Origin of the sequence: Micromonospora sp. NBRC 110009, from assembly GCF_030518795.1 — a bacterium.
Classification (GTDB): domain Bacteria; phylum Actinomycetota; class Actinomycetes; order Mycobacteriales; family Micromonosporaceae; genus Micromonospora.
This window is the reverse complement of record NZ_CP130427.1, coordinates 3,653,964-3,673,446: the sequence shown is the minus strand read 5'-3', so window position 1 is coordinate 3,673,446 and position 19,483 is coordinate 3,653,964. Positions and strand designations below refer to the sequence as shown.

The window sequence follows — 19,483 nt, the reverse complement described above, 5'->3', positions numbered from 1 at the left end:
GTTCGCCGGGCAGGCATGAGGCTGACCGGATGGGGACCGTCATCCGAAATTTCGCGTTCGACTGCGCCGACCCGTACGAACTGGCGCACTTCTGGGCCAAGATCTTCGACTGCCCGGTCGACCCCCAGTTCAAGCCCGACGACGAGGAGGTAGCCATCGAGCCGCCCGGCGGCACCACGCTCTACTTCCAGCGGGTACCGGAGCCGAAGAGCGTCAAGAACCGTTTGCACATCTGCCTACAGCCAGAAGTGCTCCGCGATCAAGAGGTCGAGCGGATCGGCGCCCTCGGTGCCACCATCGTCGCCGATCGGCGTGATCCGGACGGCAGCGGCTGGGTCGTGATGGCCGACCCGGAGGGCAACGAGTTCTGCGTGTTACGCAGCGACGCCGAGCGCCAAACAACCGCATAGGCCAGGCGCGCGGAGCCCTGCCGCTTGCAACCGCACTGTCTGCGCACCCTTGATGGTTCGCTCAACTCCGACGGAGCGATTCCACCGACTCGCCAGGACGCCGGCTACCTGCGGGCCCCGGTCGACGGTTCGTTGCTGGCTCGATCGGTAACGAGCCGCCTCCCGAACTTGGCGGCCCAAGCAGGGCGACGACTGCCGCGACGATCGTCTCGATGGCCGGGACTCCATGGTGTGAGGTGTCGATCTCAACGACGGCGTCGACGCCCTCCGGCGGTTCGAAGATCGACCGCGTCATCTCGCCCCGCTGAAACCGGGACAGGAGCTGCTGGTCGATGGCCCCGCCTTCGGCCGCCCGAGCACCAAGTCGCCGGCCGATGACCGCCTCCTCGGCGACCACGTGAACAGCCAGCACTCGGGTGCCACCCGCGCGCAGCACGCCTAGCAGCTCGTGGGACAACACCGAGGACTCGACGACGAAGCTCACCCCTGAGGCCGCGAGCAGCCGGACTGCGTCGACCATCACGGCCTCAGCCCGGAGGCTGACGGGACCACCGGCAACGTGGAAGTCCCGGCCGAGCCGGACCCGGCCGTCCTCGGCGACGGTGGCGGAGGACAACCCAAGACCTGTCTTGATCTCGTCGCGGGTCAGGAGTCCTGTTCGTGGAACACCGAGGTGATCGCCTGCGGGGCGGAGAAGGACTTCGCGCTGTACCGGTTCGCCGGCTGATCAGCCCCGCTGCGCGCCCAGGCCCCGGAAGACGGCCAGGGTCGCCGGGTCGTCGATGGTGGCCGGCACCGGCTCGTCGCGCCCCTCGACCAGGCCACGCATGGTCCGGCGGAGGATCTTGCCGGAGCGGGTCTTGGGCAGCGCCGGCACCACGGTGACCCGGCGGAACGCGGCCACCGGCCCGATCCGCTGGTGGACCAGGCTGACCAGCTCACCGGCGAGGGCGTCCGGGTCGACCTCGGCGCCCGCCTTGAGTACCACGTACCCGCTGGGGACCTGCCCCTTGAGCTCGTCCGCCACCCCGATCACCGCGCACTCGGCGACCGCCGGGTGCTCCGCCAGCACCTCCTCCATCGCGCCGGTGGAGAGGCGGTGCCCGGCCACGTTGATCACGTCGTCGGTGCGGCCCATCACGTACAGGTAGCCGTCGGAGTCGAACCGGCCGCCGTCCCCGGTCAGGTAGTGGCCGGGGAACGTGGCGAGGTAGGAGCGGACGTAGCGCTCGTCGTCGCCCCACAGGGTGGGCAGGCAGCCGGGTGGCAGCGGCAGCCGGATCACGATCGAGCCGTCGGTGCCGGCCGGCACCTCCCGGCCCGAGCCGTCGAGCACCCGGACGTCGTACCCGGGGACGGGCACCGACGGCGAGCCGGGCTTGATCGGCAGCGGTTCCAGCCCGCGCGGATTCGCCGCCACCGGCCAGCCCGTCTCGGTCTGCCACCAGTTGTCGACCACCGGCACGCCGAGCCGCTCCCCCGCCCAGGCCCAGGTGTCCGGGTCGAGACGCTCGCCGGCCAGGAAGAGGGTACGGAGGCCGGTGAGGTCGTACCCGGCGGTGAGGGTGCCGTCCGGGTCCTGCCGGCGGATGGCCCGGATCGCGGTGGGCGCGGTGAACAGGGCGGCGACCCGGTGCTGCGCGATCACCCGCCAGAACGCCCCGGCGTCCGGGGTGCCGACCGGCTTGCCCTCGTAGAGGACGGTGGTCGCGCCGGTGAGCAGCGGCGCGTAGACGATGTAGGAGTGGCCGACCACCCAGCCGACGTCGGAGGCGGCCCAGAAGACGTCGCCGGGCTCGATGCCGTAGACGTTCCGCATCGACCAGCGCAGCGCCACGGCATGGCCGCCGTTGTCGCGTACCACGCCCTTCGGCCGGCCGGTGGTGCCGGAGGTGTAGAGGATGTAGAGCGGGTCGGTGGCGGCAACGGGTACGCAGTCGACCGGCTCGGCCTCCGCCATCGCCTCGGCCCAGCTGACGTCGCGGCCGGCGACGAGCGGGGCGGGCTCCTGCGGGCGCTGCACGATCACGCAGCGCTCCGGGGCGTGGGTCGCCTCGTCGAGGGCGGCGGCGAGGATCGGATGGTAGGGCACGACCCGGTCCACCTCGATGCCGCACGAGGTGGCCACCACCACCTTCGGCTGCGCGTCGTCGATGCGGACGGCCAGCTCGTGGGCGGCGAAGCCGCCGAAGACCACCGAGTGGACCGCACCGATCCGGGCGCAGGCCAGCATCGCGACCACCGCCTCGGGCACCATCGCGAAGTAGAGCAGCACCCGGTCGCCCCGGCCCACGCCGAGCCGGCGCAGCGCCCCGGCGAACCGGGCGGTCTCCGCCAGCAGTTCGGCGTAGCTGAGGGTGCGGACCGCGCCGGTGACCGGGCTGTCGTGGATCAACGCCGGCTGGTCGCCGCGGCCGGCCGCGACGTGCCGGTCGAGCGCGTTGTGGCAGGTGTTCAGCTCGCCGTCCGGGAACCAGCGGTAGAACGGCGCCGCGGTGTCGTCGAGGATCCGCTCCGGGGCCCGGTGCCAGTCGAGGTCCGCCGCCGCCTCGCGCCAGAAGCCGGCCGGGTCGGCGATGCTCCGCTCGTACGCTGATCGATACGCACCCATGCGGCCATGCTGCTCGGCGGCCCTTCCGGGACACGACGGCCGACCGGGATCGGTGCGCCGGAAGCGCGTCCCGGCTCGCCGAACGGCCCGGCCCGGCCGCTGGGCGGTCGCCGAGGCCGGTGATCGGGGCTCAGCCGGCCGGGTGACGGATGAACCGGTCCGGGCCGGGTAATGCGAACGCCGTCCTGGTGGAGTGACGACCGGCGTCGCGGCGTACCGCGACCGGGCGCGCGGGCGGGCGGCGGAACGTCGACCGCCCGCGGCCACGGCGGTCAGTTGCCGGTCACCCAGTTCCAGGCGGTCACCACCCACTCGGTCTGCTGCAGGTAGGCCACCCCCACTCCGACCAGGAAGAGCGCGGTCACCAGGTGCGCGCCGCGGGCGGTGCGGCGGATCCGGCCGAGCTGCCGCTCCCAGACGATCCGGCCGAGCAGGCGGGCGAGCGCGAAGAGGCCGACCGCGGTGAGCAGGCTGAGCACGAAGGTGAGCAGCGGAGCGGTCAGGTTGCCCCGGCCGGAGATCGCCCAGATGCCCCAACAGACGAAGGCGAAGAGAGCGGCGGCGGCGCTCCACTCGCCGCCCCGGCGCAGCTGCGCCAGGTGCCAGCTCATCGGCCGGCGCGGGGCGGAGTCACCCGACCAGTGCGGCTGGTCGACGGTGGGGAACTGCTCGGTCCGGGGGGTACGCCGCTGCCCGACCTGGGCCACCCCCCGCTGGAACCCGTCCCGCTGCGGGGGCACCACCCCGGCGCCCGGCTGGGGCGGCACCTCCACGGTCCGCTCGGCCCACGGCTGTGTCTGGTCCGCCATCTCGTGTCCTCCCCCTCGACCGACGCCGGCCACGGTTCCGAGGGTAGCGAGCCGGCAAATCGGTCGCCGAACCCGGACGTGACGGGCTACACACATCCGATGACGGATGTGACGGTGCCCCGGGCCGAGGACTTCGACGAGATCTTCGCGCTGCTGTCCCTGGCCTTCCACGGCGAACCCGACCCCGAGCTGCGGGCGGTGGAGCGCGGGGTGTTCGAGCCCGAGCGGGCCCTGCTGGTCCGCGACGGCGGGACGGCGGTGGCGCACGCCGCCGCGTTCACCCGGGAGCTGCAGGTGCCCGGGGCGAGCGTGCCGGCCGCGCACGTGACGATGGTCTCGGTCGCCCCCACCCACCGCCGCCGCGGGCTGCTCACCACCCTGATGAGCCGGCAGCTGCGGGAGATCCGGGACGCCGGTCGGGAGCCGGTGGCGGTGCTCTGGGCCAGCGAGGGCCGGATCTACCCCCGCTTCGGCTATGGGCTCGCCGCGCAGCGGTACACGCTCCAGTGCGACACCGCGGGGCTGCGGCTGCCGGAACCGGCGTCCGCCGCGGGCCGACTCCGCCTGGACCGCCCGGCGGCGCACCGGGCCGAGCTGGCTCGGCTGTACGACCGGGTGCGCGCGGACCGGCCCGGCTGGTCGAGCCGGGACGAGCGCTGGTGGGCGTACCTGCTCGCCGACCTGAAGAGCCTGCGGGAGGGGGCGACCGAGCGCCGGGTGCTGCTGCACGAGTGCGCGGCGGGCGTCGACGGGTACGCGCTGTACCGGACGAAGGAGGGGTGGGGCCGCGGCGGTCCACGCGCCGAGGTACGGGTCGACGAGGTGGTCGCCGCGACGCCGGAGGCGTACCGGTCGCTGTGGGCGCTGCTGCTCTCGATCGACCTGACCCGGCGACTGTCGTTCGGGACCGCCGCGGTGGACGAGCCGCTGCTGTGGCTGGTGGACGAGCCGCGCGGGCTGGGCGCCCAGCTCTCCGACGCGCTCTGGGTCCGGGTGGTCGACGCGCCCGCCGCGCTGGCCGCCCGCCGCTACGCGACCGAGGTCGACCTGGCGGTCGAGGTGACCGACGAGCTGCTGCCGGAGAACGCCGGCCGGTGGCGGCTGGTCGGCGGGCCGGCCGGCGCGGAGTGTGTCGCGAGCAGCGCGCCCGCCCAGCTCGCCTGCGACGTACGCGCCCTCGGCGAGCTCTACCTGGGCGGTGCCGGCCTGGGTGCGCTCGCCGCCGCCGGCCGGGTCCGGGAACTCGTGCCGGGGACGGTGGCGGCGGCCGCCGCCGCGTTCGGCTGGCACCGCGCCCCCGCCCCCATGGAGGTCTTCTGACCCTTCGCGGGCGGGCGGCCCGGCCGCCAGGGACGCCGGGGGCGGTACGGTCGGGTGATGGGTGATGCGGAGCGACGGCGACGGCGGCTGCGGCACCACGGCGACGGCGAGACGCCGGTCACGGACGGGCCGAGCGCGACCACGTCCGCGGTGCATGACGACGACGGCTCCAGGTCGCCGCGCGGCGCCAGACGCGCCGAGCTGGAGTCGGCGGACGACGGCTCCAGGTCGCCGCGCGGCGCCAGACGCGCCGAGCTGGAGTCGGCGGACGACGGCTCCAGGTCGCCGCGCGGCGCCAGACGCGCCGAGCTGGAGTCGTCGGAGGTCCGGGCCCGCCGCGCCGCCCCCGAGGAGGGCGAACGCGGGCTGCGCGGGCTGGTCGGGTCGGGGTCGTCGCAGGTGAGCGTGACCGCCGCCCTGCGGGCGCGGGACGCCGCCCGGCCGACCGACGCGGACCTGGCCGAGGCCGAGGCCCGTGTCGTGATCGTCCGCCGCAACTGGATCCCCCGCGACGAGTTGCCCCGCACCGGCCGCTGACGACGGGCCGGGGTCAGGCGGGCAGGTCGGGGAGGCGGCGCGTCTGCTCGTACTCGGCCACCTGGGTGATCCGCCGGGCGTGCCGGGGGTTGCCCGAGAACGGCGTGGTCAGGAACGCCTCCACCAGGGCGGTCGCCTCGTCCAGGGTGTGCTGCCGGGCGCCGACGGCGATGATGTTGGCGTCGTTGTGCTCGCGCGCCAGCTGGGCGGTGTCGATGTTCCAGGCGAGCGCGGCGCGGACCCCGGCGATCTTGTTGGCGGCGATCTGCTCGCCGTTGCCGGACCCGCCGATGACCACCCCGAGGCTGTCCGGGTCATCGACCACCCGGTCACCGGTGTGCAGGCAGAACGCCGGGTAGTCGTCGTCCGGGTCGTAGGCGTGGGGGCCGACGTCGACCACCTCGTACCCCTGCTTGGCCAGATGGTTGGCCAGGTGCACCTTCAGCTCGAAGCCGGCGTGATCCGATCCCAGGTAGACGCGCATACCGCGCAGTCTGACAGGCCCGCCCCCGGGCCGGCGCGTAGGCGGCGGCACGGAGGCGGATTCGTCACAGGTTCGCCGGCGGCAGCTCGGCGACGACCAGGCCGGCCCGCGCCTTCGGGGTGAACCAGGTGCTCTTGCGGGGCATCTTCTCCCGGGCCAGGTTGACCGCGACGAAGTCGTCCACGGTCACCGGGGCGATCAGGATCGCCAGCTCCGCCCGGCCGGCGTCGACCTCGCCGGTGAGCCAGCGCGCCGGGTAGTCGCCGCCGACGTAGGTGACCCGCTTGTCGCCCGGGTCGAGGCCGAGCGCGTCGCGCAGCAGCAGCCGCTCGACCAGCGCGTGGTCGAGGTTGTCCAGCCGGCCGCCGTCGACGTGCGGCAGGGAGACCGCGTACCCGTGACCGGCGAGGTAGAGGTGGACGGTGCCGCCGGCCGCCGGGACCTCGACCGGGCCGTCGATCGGGGTGACCGCCGCGCCCGCGACGCGGAGCCGGTCGAGCAGCTCCGCCGGGGTGGTGGTCAGCTCGCTGACCAGCCGGTTGTAGGGCTGGATGGCGACCGAGGCCGGGGTGGTGATCACGGACAGGAAGCGCGCAAAGCCGCCGGTCTGCGCGGCCAGGCTGCGATGGTTGCCGTCCGCCACCACCAGCTCGCCGCCGCCGGCCAGCGCGGTCAGCTCGGCCTGCTCCGGGCCGGGGCCGACCAGCCAGATGGCGTGCGTCCGCCCGCTCTGGTCCACGTCGGTCGCCGCGGGCGCGCCCGCCGCCTCGGTCGCCGCGGCGAGCGCGGCGTGCAGCTCGTCGCCGCGCCCGGTCTGCAGCAGGAGTACGGGCGAGAGCAGGTGGCCCAGCGCCTCGGCCAGGGCCACCCGCTCCCGCACCTTGGCGATGAAGACGTCCTCGTTGCGGATCACCAGGCCGGGCTCGTCGGCGCGGGTGGAGATCTGGTCGGTGTCGACCATGGCGAAGAGCCCGTACGCGCTCTCCTCGCCCGGCGCGCTGATCCGGTAGAGCACCACGACCTGCTCGGCCGGGGTGTAGCTGCCGTCCGCCTTGGCCTCGGCGAGGCGGGCCACCGCGTCCGGGAGCGCGTCGAGGAAGGACTTCCCGAGGCTGCCCGGCGCCCGGTGGGGCATCTCGATGCCCAGGGCACTGTGCGGGTTCGCCTCGACGATGGCGGTGATCTCCGCGTCGTCGGCGAACTCGTCGTAGTTCTGCGCGCCGGTGCCGCCAGTGGTTATCCAGGCCCGGGGGATCGGATGCACGACCGTCATGCCCGCTGACGCTACCCGCGACCCTCGCCGCGCCGGTGCCGGACCCGCGCCGCGTCCACCAGATGAAAGGGGCCCCTTCGCGCGGGTCGAGTCAGACGGTGCGGTGCCGGCCGGCGGCGGGATGGTGACCCGGCGCCGGGGTGGGCGGACGCGAGGCGGCGCCGGTGGCGAGGCGTACCGTCGTCGCGCCGCCCGGCATCGGGCGGCCGCCCGCGGTGGCGGACCGGGTCGGGCCGGGGGTCCGGGCCGGCCCGCCGGCGCCGGCGGGCGGGGTCATCCGGGAGGTGGCCACCACCCGGGCCACCCCGACCACGATCGGCGGGGCCAGCAGGTCGACCACCTCGGCCGGCAGGGTCGCCTCCGGCCAGTCGCCCTCGGCCACGGACCAGTACGTCGCACCGGAGTCCTCGGCCGCCGGCTGTGGCTCGGCGTGGGGCAGGCGGCGGTGCTTGGCCATGGGAACGCCTCCAGGAGCTGCCGGGGTGCGGCCCCGGACGGGCCGCCGGCGGTGACACCCGGTCAAACGAGCCCTGCGCCGCCCGGGTCACGCCGGGCGGCGCAGGGTTCTGGGGTGTCAAGAGGGGCCCCGGTTCAGCCGGAGGCGTCAGGAAGGAGCCCTTCCTTGCACCTCAGTCGAAGATCGGGCCCAGGTCCCGGGTGCGCTTCAACTCGTAGAAGCCCGGGGTGCCGGCGACCAGCAGGACGCCGTCCCAGAGCTTGCCGGCCGCCTCGCCCTTCGGCGCCGGGGTGATCACCGGGCCGAAGAAGGCGACCTTGCCGCCGTCCGGACCGGGGGCGTGGATCACCGGGGTGCCGACCTCGGTGCCGACCGGCCGCATGCCCGCCTCGTGGCTGGCCCGCAGCGCCTCGTCGTACGCGGACGACTCGGCGGCGTCGGCGAGTGCCGGGTCCAGCCCGACTTCACTGAGCGCGCCGACCAGCATCTCCCGGCCGAGCGGCTCCTTGCCCAGGTGGATCCGGGTGCCCATGGCGGTGTAGAGCTTCGCCAGCGTCTCCCCGCCGTGCGCCTGCTCGACGGCGATGCAGACCCGCACCGGACCCCAGCCCTTCTTCATCAGGTCCTGGTACTCCTCGGGCAGCTCCCGGCCCTCGTTGAGCACGGAGAGGCTCATCACGTGGAAACGGATCTCCACGTCCCGGACCTGCTCGACCTCCAGCAGCCAGCGGGAGGTGATCCACGCCCACGGGCACAGCGGGTCGAACCACATGTCCACGGCGACACGTTCGGTCACGGTGATATCCCTTCACGACTCCGCGCGCCGGAACCCCGGCGCCTTCCCCCTGATCCTCACCCCGGACGGCATCGACCGACAGCGGAATGAGAGCGTGACCTCGGCCACCGCGGGGTGTCACCACATGGAAGACTCGGTGCGGACCGGCCGCCACGAGCGGCCCGGGCGGCCGGTGCCGCAGGATGCGGCGAGACGAGTGGGATGGAGACGAACAGTGCCGGGAGTGCGCAACCTGACCCAGGTCGAGGCCACCGAGCGGGCCCGCCTGCTCGAGGTGACCGGGTACGACATCACCCTTGACCTGTCCACCGCCGTGCAGGCCACCAGCCGCACGTTCCGCTCGGTGACCGAGGTCCGGTTCCGCTGCACCGAGCCGGGGGCGACCACCTTCATCGAGACGGCCGCCGACTCGGTGCGGTCCGCGACGCTCAACGGCGCGCCGGTCGACATCTCCGGCTGGTCGGCGGAGAAGGGCCTCACCCTGACCGGCCTGGCCGCCGAGAACGTCCTCGTGGTCGACGCCGACTTCGTCTACTCGAACAGCGGCCAGGGCCTGCACCGCACGGTCGACCCGGTCGACGGCGAGACCTACCTCTACAGCCAGTTCGAGACGGCGGACGCGCAGCGGGTCTTCGCCTGCTTCGACCAGCCCGACCTGAAGAGCGTCTACACCTGGCACGCCACCGTGCCCGACCACTGGCGGGTGGTCTCGAACATGCCGGTGGAGCGGGACGAGCCGGCCGGTGAGGCGCTCAAGACCGTCCACTTCGCCGAGTCGGCGCGGATGAGCACCTACATCACCGCGCTCTGCGCCGGGCCGTACCACGAGGTGCGGGACAGCCACGACGGCATCGACCTGGGCGTGTTCTGCCGGGCCTCGATGGCGCAGTACCTGGACTCCGACGACCTGTTCCTCATCACCAAGCAGGGCTTCGACTTCTTCCACGAGAAGTTCGGGGTGCGCTACCCGCTGCCCAAGTACGACCAGCTCTGGGTGCCGGACTTCAACGCGGGCGCGATGGAGAACTTCGGCTGCGTCACGCACGCCGAGTCGCACTACATCTTCCGCTCGCAGGTCACCGACTTCGAGTACGAGCAGCGGGCCAACACGATCCTGCACGAGCTGGCGCACATGTGGTTCGGTGACCTGGTCACCATGCGCTGGTGGAACGACCTGTGGCTGAACGAGTCGTTCGCCGAGTGGGCCAGCCACTGGTGCAACACCCACGCCACCCGGTTCGGCGACGCCTGGACGACCTTCCTGTCCATCCGCAAGAACTGGGGCTACCGGCAGGACCAGCTCTCCTCCACCCACCCGGTCTACTGCGAGATGCCGGACCTGGAGGCGGTCGAGGTCAACTTCGACGGCATCACCTACGCCAAGGGCGCCAGCGTGCTCAAGCAGCTCGTCGCGTACGTCGGCGAGGAGCCGTTCCTGGCCGGGCTGCGGGCGTACTTCGGCAAGCACGCCTGGGGCAACGCCACCTTCGACGACCTGCTCAGCGAGCTGGAGACGGCCTCCGGCCGGGAGCTGCGCAAGTTCGCCGCGCAATGGCTGGAGACGGCACAGGTCAACACGCTGCGCCCGGAGGTCACCATCGGCGCCGACGGCACGTACGAGCGGGTGCTGGTCCGCCAGGACGCGCCGGCCGGGCACCCGACGCTGCGTACCCACCGGATCGGGGTGGGCCTCTACGACCTGACCGACGGCCGGCTGGTCCGCCGGGAGCTGGTCGAGGTGGACGTGACCGGCGAGGCGACCGAGCTGTCCGTGCTGCACGGCAAGCCGGCCGCCGACGTGCTGCTGCTCAACGACGAGGACCTCACCTACACCAAGCTGCGGCTGGACGAGCGGTCGATGGCCACCGTGGTGCAGCACATCTCCGGCTTCGACTCGTCGCTGGCCCGGGCGCTGTGCTGGACCGCCGCCTGGGACATGACCCGGGACGCCGAGCTGTCCGCCCGGGACTACGTGGCGCTGGTGCTCGCCGGGCTGCCGGCCGAGACGGACATCAACCTGGTCACCGCCACCCTGCGCCAGGCGACCACCTCGCTCACCTTCTACGTCGACCCGGCGTGGGCGCCGACCGGCTGGGCCGAGCTGGCCCGTACCGCCAGGGCCGCCCTGGCGGCGGCCGAGCCGGGCAGCGGCTTCCAGCTCGCCTGGGCCCGGGCGTACGTGTCGGCGGCCCGCTCCGCTGAGGACCTGGCGACGCTGCGCGGCTGGCTGGACGGCGTCGAGGTGCCCGCCGGGCTGACCGTGGACACCGAGCTGCGCTGGGCGGTGCTCCAGTCCCTGGTGGCCAACGGCGCGGCCGGGGCGGCCGAGGTGGACGCCGAACTGGCCGGCGACCGCACCGCCAGCGGCGAGCGGGAGGCGGCGTACGCGCACGCCCTGCTGCCCACCGCGGAGAACAAGGCGGCCGTGTGGGCGCAGCTCACCGGCCCGGAGGCGCTGCCGAACTGGCGCAACCGGGCGCTGCTGCAGGGCTTCGCGCACCCGGCCCAGGTCGAGCTGGTGGCGCCGTACCGGGAGAAGTACTTCGCCATCGTGGACCAGGTCTGGGCCCAGCGGGACAGCGAGCCGGCGCAGGAGTTCGTCCAGCTCGCCTACCCGGCGTACCTGGTCGAGGACGACACCGTGGCGGCGACCGACGCCTGGCTGGCGGGCGAGGGGCACCCGGCGCCGCTGCGCCGGCTGGTCGCCGAGGGCCGCGACGGCGTGGTGCGGGCCCTGAAGGCGCGCGCCCGGGACGCCCGGAGCGCCTGACGCGAGGAGCACCGCGGCCGGGGCCGGCGTGGGCAGAGGCCCGCGCCGGCCCCGGCCGTCAGGTGAACGACGAGACGACAGAGCCCGGCCCGCGGTTCGCGGGCCGGGCTCTGTCGTACGCGAAGGGGCTCAGCCCTTGCCGGCGTGGCTGGCCAGCTGGTCGAGGCCCTGGATGATGCCGCCGGCCAGGTCGCCGCCGCCGAAGGACGCCACCATGGAGAGCGCGGCGAGCTTGGCGTAGGTGTCCGGGATGCGCTTGCGGACGTACCGGCCGGTGACGACCTCCAGCTGCCGCTGGTTGGGCGACACGGCGATCAGCACCGACTTGTCCGGCTCGGCGAGCTGCCGGTGCAGCCGCTCCGCGTGCTCCCGGATGGGCTCGTCGAGGCCGCCCACGTAGACCGAGAAGACCAGGCCGGTGCCCTGGTCGGCCAGGCGGAGCGCCTCGTCGATGCGCAGCAGCTGGCGGGTCGAGAACGGCCCGTCCAGCACGTCGGGCGGGGTATCGGTCCCCGTCGCGGCCTGCTTCTCACCAACGGTCACTTGCGCCTCCGGTTCCACCGGCCGGCGCCTCCCGGCCGGCCTGCTCCTGCTTGTGGCTGGTCAGCGCCGGCGCCTGCGCCCCGGCGGCCAGCGCGGTGCCGGCCGAGTCGGCCAGCTGCTCCGGGCGGCCCAGGAACCAGACCGGAGTGAAGTCGAAGGGCCGGCCCGGCCGGTAGCGCTTGGCGCCGCCACCGCCGCGACGGCCGCTGCCGGCGTACGCCAGGCCGGCGATCACCAGCACCGCGGCCGCCGGGATGCCGACGAAGACCACCAACGTGTCGGTAACAGACAATCCCAACGCCCCCAGGCGGAAAGAGAGACCAGGAATTCCCGGGCCGGGTCCGATCATGACGACGAGCGCCCGACGCCGCTTGTGATGTTCACGTTAGCGGAGTCGACGGCTCGCCAGATTGCGGGGTGCTGATCCCACCCGCCACAGCCGTGCTCCAGTTGCGCGGCAGTGCTTATCAATGTCGCGTCGTCGCCGTACCGGCCGGTGAGCAGCACCCCGACCGGCATTCCGTCGGCCGTCCGGCCGACCGGCAGGGAAACGGATGGGTCGCCGGTCACGTTGAAGATGGCGCAGTACGGCGAAAACCGGCGCTGCCGGTCGAAATCCTCCGCCGGATCGAGCGCGGCGAACGCGCCCACCGGCGCCTGCGGCGCGGCCAGGGCCGGGCAGAGCAGCAGGTCGCATCCGGCGGTCCGGTGGATGCCGAGGCGTACCTGGGCCTGGAGCTCGCCGAGGGCGGCCATCAGCGGACCGGCGCCGACCGCCGTGCCCCGTTCGCGCAGGAACCGGGTCAGCGGCAGCAGCTGGCTCTCCCGCTCGGGCGGCACCGGCGAGAGCGCCAGCACGTACCAGACGGTCTCGAAGAGCGGCCACGCCGCGGGGCCGAGCGGCGCGGGGACCTCGACCACCTCGTGGCCGGCCGCCGCGAGCAGCTCGGCGGCCCGGTCGACGGCGGCCACGCAGTCGGGGTGCACCGGCTCGTCGGCGAGCATCGGGGTGGTGAAGCGGCCGATCCGCAGCGGCCGGGGCGCCGCCTCCCGGGCCGCGCCCAGGTAGCCGCCGGCGGGCGTGGCCGGCGGCAGGTACGGCTCGCCGGGCACCGGTCGGGCCAGCACGTCGAGCAGCGCCGCGACGTCGGCCACGGTCCGCCCCAGCGGGCCGTTGGTGGGCAGCCCGAACGCCCCGAAGCCGAGCGGCCCGCCGGAGACCAGGCCCCGGCTCGGCTTGTAGCCGACCAGGCCGCAGAGCGACGCCGGGATGCGCAGCGACCCGCCGCCGTCGGAGCCCTGGGCCACCGGCACCAGCCCGGCCGCCACCGCGGCCGCCGCGCCGCCGCTGGACCCGCCGGCCGTGTACCCGAGCCCCCACGGGTTGCGCGCCGGCGGCGCCACGAGCCCCTCCGAGTAGAGCGAGCAGCCCATCTCGGAGGTGGTGGTCTTGCCGAGGCTGACCAGCCCGGCGGCCGCCATGAACCGGACCACGTCGGCGTCGATCGGCGGCACGAAGTCGGCGAAGGCGGCCGACCCGAAGGTGGTGCGCACCCCGGCGGTCAGCGTCAGGTCCTTGATCGCGGTCGGTACGCCGTGCAGCGGTCCGCGCTCGTCCCTCGGTACGGCGTCGGCGGCCCGCGCCGCCTCCCGGGCCCGCTCGGGGGTGACCGTGACGAACGCGCCGACGGTGTCGCCGAGCGCGTCGACGCGGTGCAGGTGATGCTCGACCAGCTCCACGCTGGACAGCTCGCCCCGGCGGATGGCGGCGGCCTGTTCCAGCGCGGTCAGGTCGTGCGGCTCGGCCATACCGCCATCCTGCCGTGCCGGACCGGCGTCCGCGTCCCGACACGGCCGGGCGCCGATCAGGACAGAGTTCCGGGCGGGGCGACCCCGAGGAAGCGCAGGGCGTTGCGGGAGAGGAGCTTGTCGCGCTGGTCCGCGGAGAGGAAGTCCGCCTTGCGGACCACCTGCCCGACCGGCCGCTCCCCCAGCGGGTACGGGTAGTCGCTGCCGACCAGCACCCGGTCCTCCCCCATGGTGTCGACCAGCAGCCGCAACGCGGCCGGCTCGAAGACCACCGAGTCGACGCAGAACCGGTCGACGTAGGAGCTGGGCGGCGCGGTCGAGGCGCCGCGTACCAGGTCACCGCGGCGGTGCCAGGCGTTGTCGGCGCGACCCAGCCAGAACGGGAAGCTGCCGCCGCCGTGCGCGAAGCAGATCCGCAGCGTCTCCGGCACCCGGTCGAAGACCCCGCCGAGGATGAGCGCCAGCACCGACAGGTGCGTCTCGGCGGGCATCCCGGTCAGCCAGCGGGCCATCCACCGGTCCAGCCGGGGCCCGCCCGGCATGTCCCACGGGTGCACGAAGACCGGCGCGCCGACCCGGGCGCAGTGGGTGAGGAACTCGACGATGCCGGCGTCGTCCAGGTCCCGGTCGCCCACGTGGTTGCCGATCTCCACCCCGACGTGGCCGGCGGCCAGGCAGCGATCCAGCTCGGCGCAGGCGGCGTCCGGGTCCTGCAACGGCACCTGGCAGAACGGCACCAGCCGGTCACCCCCGGCGGCGGTGACCTCCAGGGTCAGGTCGTTGAAGATCCGGGCCACCCGGACCGCCTGCTCGGCCGGGCGGTCGTAGCTGAAGAAGACCGGGGTGGGCGAGACCACCTGCACGTCGACGCCGTCGGCGGCCATGTCGGCCAGCCGGGTCTCCGCCTCCCAGCACTCCGCGCCGACCGGCCGGAACTCCGTCTCCCCCACCATGATCATGGCCGCGCGCTCGGAGTCCACCCGCAGCCAGGGCCAGCCGGACCCGCCGCAGGCCGCGGCGAGGTCCGGCCACCCCTTGGGTACGACGTGCGTGTGCACGTCGACGACGGGTCCCGGCATCAGCCCTTGCCCGGGTGCAGCGCGCCGCAGTTGGTGCAGGTGCGGGCCTTCTCGTCGGCGTAGAACGCCGCGAAGACCGGCGGCAGGTCGGCGGCGATGTCGCGCACCTGGAGCTCCACCTCGTGCACCTTGTGGCTGCACTGGGGGCAGTACCACTGGAACTTCTCCAGGGTGCCCTCCTCGCGGACCCGCTCGATCACCATGCCGATCGAGCCGGCCTCGGGCCGCTGCGGCGAGTGCGGGGTGTTGCGCGGCAGCATCCACATCTGCCCCTCGCGCACGTGCACCGTACGCGGCCCCTCCGGCAGCATCAGGTTGATGTGCATGTTGCCCTTGACCTGGTAGAAGAACTCCTCGTACGGGTCGACGTGGAAGTCCGTGCGCTGGTTCGGGCCGCCCACCACCATGACGATGAAGTCGTCGCTGCCCGGCAGCATCTCCTTGTTGCCCACCGGCGGCTTCAGCAGGTGCTGGTTCTCCCCGATCCAGCCCTGGAAGCTGAACGGCTCGGCGATCTCACTCATCACTGACCTCCCGACGGAAGTAGGGCCACTGCCTGGATCTCGATCAGCAGGTGCGGGTGCGGGAGCTGGTGTACCGCCACCGTGGTCCGGGTCGGGCCGGTGGCGTCGAAGAACTCCGCCCACACCTCGTTGTATCCACCGAAGTCATTCATGTTGACCAGGTAGCTGGTGACCTGGACGAGGTCGGACAGGTCGGCGCCGACCGACCGCAGCAGGTCGCGGATGTTCTCGATGACGGCCCGGGTCTGCGCCCGGATGTCGAGGTCGGTCGTGCCGAGCTCGTCCACCGAGACGCCGGCGAAGGTGTTGTCCGGCCGCCGCGACGACGTACCCGAGACGAAGACGAAGCCGCCCGCGACCTTGACGTGCGGGAAGGCGCCGCGCGGCACGGCCTTGCCGGCCACCACCCGGGCGGTTGGATTCCCCGCTGTTCGCGACTGCGGGGCTCGCACCCCCGGCTCACTCCTCGCGCTCACGACGCCGCCGCCAACGACGTGGTGCCGAGCTTCTCGACGACGGCCCGGACGTGCGCGCCGGGGCGCAGCGGCACGGCCGCGGTGGCCGCCCCGGCCAGGAAGACCCAGCCCTCGCGGAGCCGGACGCCGTGCCGGCCGGCGAGCCGGATCCCCTCGTCCAGCGCGCGACGCGGGTCGCCGAGGATCGCCGCGGTCGAGCCGACCTGGGCCACCCGCCCGTCGATCTCCAGCAGCACGCCGAGGTTCTCCAGGCCGTCCGGCACCGGCGACCAGGGCCCGACGACGAACGCCGCGGCCGAGGTGTTGTCGGCGATGACGTCCGGCAGGGAGAAGGTGAAGTTGGCGTACCGGGAGTCGATCAGCTCGATCGCCGGGGCGACCGCGCGCACCGCGTCGGTGAAGGCGCCGACCGGCTCGCCGGGCTCGGGCAGCCGGTCCAGCAGGAACGCCACCTCCGGCTCCACCCGCGGGTGGATGAAGGCGCCCACGTCGACCGTGCCGCCGTCGGGGACCCGCATCGCGTCGGTGAGCCGACCCCAGATCACCTCGTCCACCCCGACCTGGGCCATCTTCGCCTTGCTGGTCAGCCCCATCTTCAGCCCGACCAGCCGCTCACCCCGGTCGAGGCGGTGCTGCAGCAGCGCGGTCTGCACCGCGTACGCGGTGTCCACGTCGAGGCCCGTCTCGGCGGCGAGCTGCGGGATCGCGGTGGCCGTGTCGGCGGCCGCGCCCAGCTTCCCGGCGATCCCCGCGATGTCCGGTCCGATCATGAGTTCTCCTTGCCGGCCAGGTCGAGTGCCACGTCCACGATCATGTCCTCCTGGCCGCCGACCATCCGGCGCCGGCCCAGCTCGACCAGGATCGACCGGACGTCCACCCCGTACTTCGCCGAGGCGCGTTCGGCGTGCCGGAGGAAGCTGGAATAGACGCCCGCGTAGCCGAGGGAGAGCGTCTCCCGGTCCACCTGGACCGGCCGGTCCTGGAGCGGGCGGACGATGTCGTCGGCCGCGTCCATCAGCGCGAACACGTCGCAGCCGTGCTTCCACCCGTGCAGCTCGGCGACCGCGACGAAGACCTCCAGCGGGGCGTTGCCGGCGCCCGCGCCCTGGCCGGCCAGCGACGCGTCCACCCGGACGGTCCGGCCGGACGGGGAGCCGAGCGGGCCGTCCCCGAGGATCCGGCCGTGCTCGACCGCCACCACGCTGTTGGCGACGCCGAGCGACAGGTTGTGGTGGGCGTGGATGCCGATCTGCGTCTCCGGTTCGAGCACCTGCCGGTACGCGTCGACCCGCTCGGCCACGTCGGACATCAGCAGCCGGCCGCCGGAGTCGGTGACGTAGACGCAGTGCGCCCCGTACGACTGCATGAGCTTGGCCTGGGCGGCGAGCCCGGCCGGGTCGTTCATGTGCGACATCATCAGGAACCCGGAGACGTCCATGCCGTTCTCCCGCGCCCACGAGATGTGCTGGGCGGAGATGTCCGCCTCGGTGCAGTGGGTGGCGATCCGGACGCTGGTCACGCCGAGCGCCCTGGCCGCCTTGAGGTCGGCGATGGTGCCGATGCCGGGCAGCAGCAGGGTGGTGAGCTTCGCGGTCGTCATCACCTCCGCGGCGGCGGAGATCCAGTCGGCGTCGCTGGCCGCGCCGTGGCCGTAGTTGACGCTGGAGCCGGCCAGGCCGTCGCCGTGGGCCACCTCGATCGCGGCCACCCCGGCCGCGTCCAGCGCCGCGGCGATGGCGCGCACCTGGTCCACCGTGTAGCGGTGGGCGATCGCGTGCATCCCGTCCCGCAGCGTGACGTCCTGGATGTAGAGGTCGGTCATGCCGGCACCCCCTTGGCCCGCAGGGTGACCAGCCGCTCCGCGGTGCGCAGCGCGGCAGAGGTCATGATGTCCAGGTTCCCGGCGTACGCGGGCAGGTAATGCCCGGCGCCGGAGACCTCCAGGAAGACCGAGACCTGGAGCCCGGTGAGGTGCCGCCCCAGCGACGGGACGTAGGTGTCCACCCGGTCGAACTGCACGTCCTGCTTGAGCCGGTAGCCCGGGACGTACTCCTGCACGGTCTTGACCATGTCGGCCACCGAGCCGGCGATCGCGGACCGGTCGGCGTCGGCGTCCGGGCAGAGGCAGTAGACGGTGTCCCGCATCAGCAGCGGCGGGTCGGCCGGGTTGAGCACGATGATGGCCTTGCCGCGCTCGGCCCCGCCGACCACCTCGATCGCCCGGGCGGTGGTCTCGGTGAACTCGTCGATGTTGGCCCGGGTGCCCGGCCCGGCCGACTTCGAGGCGATCGAGGCGACGATCTCCCCGTACGCGACCGGGGTGACCCGCCCGACGGCGTGCACGATCGGCACGGTGGCCTGCCCGCCGCAGGTGACCATGTTGACGTTCGGCTGGTGCAGGTGCTCGTCGAGGTTCACCGGCGGCACCACGTACGGGCCGAGGGCAGCCGGGGTCAGATCGACCACGGTCCGGCCGTGCGCCCGCAGCACGGCGTCGTTGTGCCGGTGCGCGCCGGCCGAGGTGGCGTCGAAGACCAGCTCGACGTCGGCGAACTCGGGCAGGGCCACCAGGCCGTCCACACCTTCGGCGGTGGTGGCCACGCCGAGCCGGCGGGCGCGGGCCAGGCCGTCGGACTCCGGGTCGATGCCGGCCAGCGCCACCATGCGCAACCGGTCGCTCAGCCGCAACACCTTGATCATCAGGTCGGTGCCGATGTTGCCCGACCCGAGCACGGCCACACCGATGCTCATGACGCCTCCCGGGAGAAACAGGTCCGCACCGAGCCGAGCCCGGAGATCCGCGCCTCGTACGCGGCGCCCGGGGTGACCGGCACCATCGGGCCGAGCGCCCCGGAGAGCACCACGTCCCCGGCCCGCAACGGGTCGCCGGCCCGGGCCATCGTGCCCGCCAGCCACTCCAGCGCGTGCAACGGGTTGCCCAGGCAGGCCGCCCCAGCGCCGACCGAGACCGGCTCGCCGGCGTGCTCCAGCACCATGCCGCAGAGCCGCAGGTCGACGTCGGCCAGCCGGCGCGGCGCGGTGCCGAGCACGAAGAGCCCGCTGGAGGCGTTGTCCGCGACGGTGTCCACGATGGAGATGTCCCAGCCGGCGATCCGCGAGTCGACGATCTCGATGGCCGGCAGCACGTGGTCCACCGCCCGGATCAGGTCGACGGTGGTGACCCGCTCGTCGGGCAGGTCGGTGCCGAGCACGAAGGCGATCTCCGCCTCCACCCGGGGCTGGAGCAGCCGCCCCATCGGCACCTCGACCCCGTCGCCGACCGCCATGTCGTCGAAGAGCACCCCGAAGTCGGGCTGGAAGACGCCGAAGTTCTCCTGCACGGCGCGGGAGGTGAGCCCGATCTTCGCGCCCACCCGGCGGTGGCCCTTGCCCAGCCGCTGCCGGGTGTAGACCTGCTGCACCTGGTAGGCGGCCTCGATGTCGCCCTCGGGCAGCAGCCGGCCGCGCAGGGGCGGGCACGGCTTCTCCTCCTGCCGGGCGACGGCCAGTTCTCGGTTCGCGGCTTCGATGTCGACGGTCATCCCCGCTCCTCGCTGCGTACGCTGACGACGCCGGCCATTCTGC

Annotated in this window: 22 protein-coding genes; 5 read left to right on the top strand and 17 right to left on the bottom strand. The window is 73.6% G+C overall.

Annotated features, from left to right (window positions below):
- Positions 1-29 precede the first annotated feature (29 nt).
- Positions 30-410, top strand: a complete 381-nt coding sequence (locus Q2K19_RS17630; protein WP_302762392.1) for a VOC family protein — start codon at positions 30-32, stop codon at positions 408-410.
- 61 nt (positions 411-471) lie between these two features.
- On the opposite strand, the gene Q2K19_RS17625 is transcribed toward Q2K19_RS17630, so the two are convergent.
- A complete protein-coding gene (locus Q2K19_RS17625; protein ID WP_302762391.1) occupies positions 472-930 on the bottom strand; it encodes a hypothetical protein in 459 nt (152 codons plus the stop codon).
- Between the two features lie 39 nt (positions 931-969).
- Here Q2K19_RS17625 and Q2K19_RS17620 point away from each other — a divergent pair, with 39 nt between their 5' ends.
- The gene (locus Q2K19_RS17620; protein ID WP_302762390.1) at positions 970-1,137 is read left to right on the top strand and encodes a hypothetical protein; all 168 of its coding nucleotides are present in this window, start codon (positions 970-972) and stop codon (positions 1,135-1,137) included.
- Here Q2K19_RS17620 and Q2K19_RS17615 read toward each other — a convergent pair whose 3' ends face one another.
- Both Q2K19_RS17615 and Q2K19_RS17610 read right to left on the bottom strand, forming a co-directional pair.
- Positions 1,138-3,021, bottom strand: coding sequence for a propionyl-CoA synthetase (locus tag Q2K19_RS17615; RefSeq protein ID WP_302762389.1), 1,884 nt, complete (start codon positions 3,019-3,021; stop codon positions 1,138-1,140).
- A 272-nt stretch (positions 3,022-3,293) separates the two neighbouring features.
- Positions 3,294-3,830, bottom strand: coding sequence for a hypothetical protein (locus Q2K19_RS17610; RefSeq protein ID WP_302762388.1), 537 nt, complete (start codon positions 3,828-3,830; stop codon positions 3,294-3,296).
- Between the two features lie 99 nt (positions 3,831-3,929).
- On the opposite strand from Q2K19_RS17610, the gene Q2K19_RS17605 reads away from it, so the two are divergent.
- Positions 3,930-5,150, top strand: a complete 1,221-nt coding sequence (locus Q2K19_RS17605; protein WP_302762387.1) for a GNAT family N-acetyltransferase — start codon at positions 3,930-3,932, stop codon at positions 5,148-5,150.
- A gap of 201 nt (positions 5,151-5,351) precedes the next feature.
- Positions 5,352-5,687 (top strand): hypothetical protein, encoded by a 336-nt coding sequence (locus Q2K19_RS17600; protein ID WP_302772593.1) that lies wholly within the window; start codon positions 5,352-5,354, stop codon positions 5,685-5,687.
- Between the two features lie 13 nt (positions 5,688-5,700).
- Here the strand turns inward: Q2K19_RS17600 and Q2K19_RS17595 are convergent, their stop codons facing one another.
- The 4 genes from Q2K19_RS17595 to Q2K19_RS17580 form a co-directional block, all read right to left on the bottom strand.
- On the bottom strand, positions 5,701-6,171 hold the full coding sequence (locus Q2K19_RS17595; RefSeq protein WP_302762386.1) for a ribose-5-phosphate isomerase: 471 nt from the start codon (positions 6,169-6,171) through the stop codon (positions 5,701-5,703).
- Positions 6,172-6,235: 64 nt separating this feature from the next.
- Positions 6,236-7,444: a DUF1015 family protein gene (locus Q2K19_RS17590; protein WP_302762385.1), complete on the bottom strand. Its 1,209-nt coding sequence runs from the start codon at positions 7,442-7,444 to the stop codon at positions 6,236-6,238.
- Between the two features lie 91 nt (positions 7,445-7,535).
- Positions 7,536-7,901, bottom strand: coding sequence for a hypothetical protein (locus Q2K19_RS17585; protein ID WP_302762384.1), 366 nt, complete (start codon positions 7,899-7,901; stop codon positions 7,536-7,538).
- Positions 7,902-8,073: 172 nt separating this feature from the next.
- A complete protein-coding gene (locus Q2K19_RS17580) occupies positions 8,074-8,697 on the bottom strand; it encodes a mycothiol-dependent nitroreductase Rv2466c family protein (protein WP_302762383.1) in 624 nt (207 codons plus the stop codon).
- A 223-nt stretch (positions 8,698-8,920) separates the two neighbouring features.
- Here Q2K19_RS17580 and pepN point away from each other — a divergent pair, with 223 nt between their 5' ends.
- A complete protein-coding gene (gene pepN, locus Q2K19_RS17575) occupies positions 8,921-11,467 on the top strand; it encodes an aminopeptidase N (protein ID WP_302762382.1) in 2,547 nt (848 codons plus the stop codon).
- 129 nt (positions 11,468-11,596) lie between these two features.
- Here the strand turns inward: pepN and Q2K19_RS17570 are convergent, their stop codons facing one another.
- The 10 genes from Q2K19_RS17570 to Q2K19_RS17525 are packed head-to-tail and all read right to left on the bottom strand — an operon-like array spanning position 11,597 to position 19,440.
- Positions 11,597-12,010 carry a DUF5130 family protein gene (locus Q2K19_RS17570; protein ID WP_302762381.1) on the bottom strand — a complete coding sequence of 138 codons (414 nt, stop codon included), beginning with the start codon at positions 12,008-12,010 and terminating at the stop codon, positions 11,597-11,599.
- Positions 11,997-12,302, bottom strand: a complete 306-nt coding sequence (gene ctaJ, locus Q2K19_RS17565; RefSeq protein ID WP_446839644.1) for an aa3-type cytochrome oxidase subunit CtaJ — start codon at positions 12,300-12,302, stop codon at positions 11,997-11,999. The genes Q2K19_RS17570 and ctaJ overlap by 14 nt, the downstream gene beginning before the upstream one ends.
- A gap of 53 nt (positions 12,303-12,355) precedes the next feature.
- A complete protein-coding gene (locus Q2K19_RS17560; RefSeq protein WP_302762380.1) occupies positions 12,356-13,819 on the bottom strand; it encodes an amidase in 1,464 nt (487 codons plus the stop codon).
- A gap of 56 nt (positions 13,820-13,875) precedes the next feature.
- Entirely contained in the window at positions 13,876-14,898 is a 1,023-nt protein-coding gene (locus Q2K19_RS17555) for an amidohydrolase family protein (protein ID WP_302762378.1), read from the bottom strand.
- A complete protein-coding gene (locus Q2K19_RS17550; RefSeq protein WP_302762376.1) occupies positions 14,898-15,422 on the bottom strand; it encodes a 3-hydroxyanthranilate 3,4-dioxygenase in 525 nt (174 codons plus the stop codon). Before Q2K19_RS17550 ends, Q2K19_RS17555 begins: the two co-directional genes overlap by 1 nt.
- Positions 15,422-15,874 (bottom strand): RidA family protein, encoded by a 453-nt coding sequence (locus Q2K19_RS17545; protein WP_302762374.1) that lies wholly within the window; start codon positions 15,872-15,874, stop codon positions 15,422-15,424. Before Q2K19_RS17545 ends, Q2K19_RS17550 begins: the two co-directional genes overlap by 1 nt.
- A 20-nt stretch (positions 15,875-15,894) precedes the next feature.
- Positions 15,895-16,668, bottom strand: a complete 774-nt coding sequence (locus Q2K19_RS17540) for a 2-keto-4-pentenoate hydratase (protein ID WP_302762372.1) — start codon at positions 16,666-16,668, stop codon at positions 15,895-15,897.
- Entirely contained in the window at positions 16,665-17,720 is a 1,056-nt protein-coding gene (gene dmpG / locus Q2K19_RS17535; RefSeq protein ID WP_302762370.1) for a 4-hydroxy-2-oxovalerate aldolase, read from the bottom strand. The genes Q2K19_RS17540 and dmpG overlap by 4 nt, the downstream gene beginning before the upstream one ends.
- Positions 17,717-18,649, bottom strand: a complete 933-nt coding sequence (locus tag Q2K19_RS17530) for an acetaldehyde dehydrogenase (acetylating) (RefSeq protein WP_302762368.1) — start codon at positions 18,647-18,649, stop codon at positions 17,717-17,719. Before Q2K19_RS17530 ends, dmpG begins: the two co-directional genes overlap by 4 nt.
- Positions 18,646-19,440 carry a 2-keto-4-pentenoate hydratase gene (locus Q2K19_RS17525; protein ID WP_302762366.1) on the bottom strand — a complete coding sequence of 265 codons (795 nt, stop codon included), beginning with the start codon at positions 19,438-19,440 and terminating at the stop codon, positions 18,646-18,648. The genes Q2K19_RS17530 and Q2K19_RS17525 overlap by 4 nt, the downstream gene beginning before the upstream one ends.
- Between the last annotated feature and the right edge of the window lie 43 nt (positions 19,441-19,483).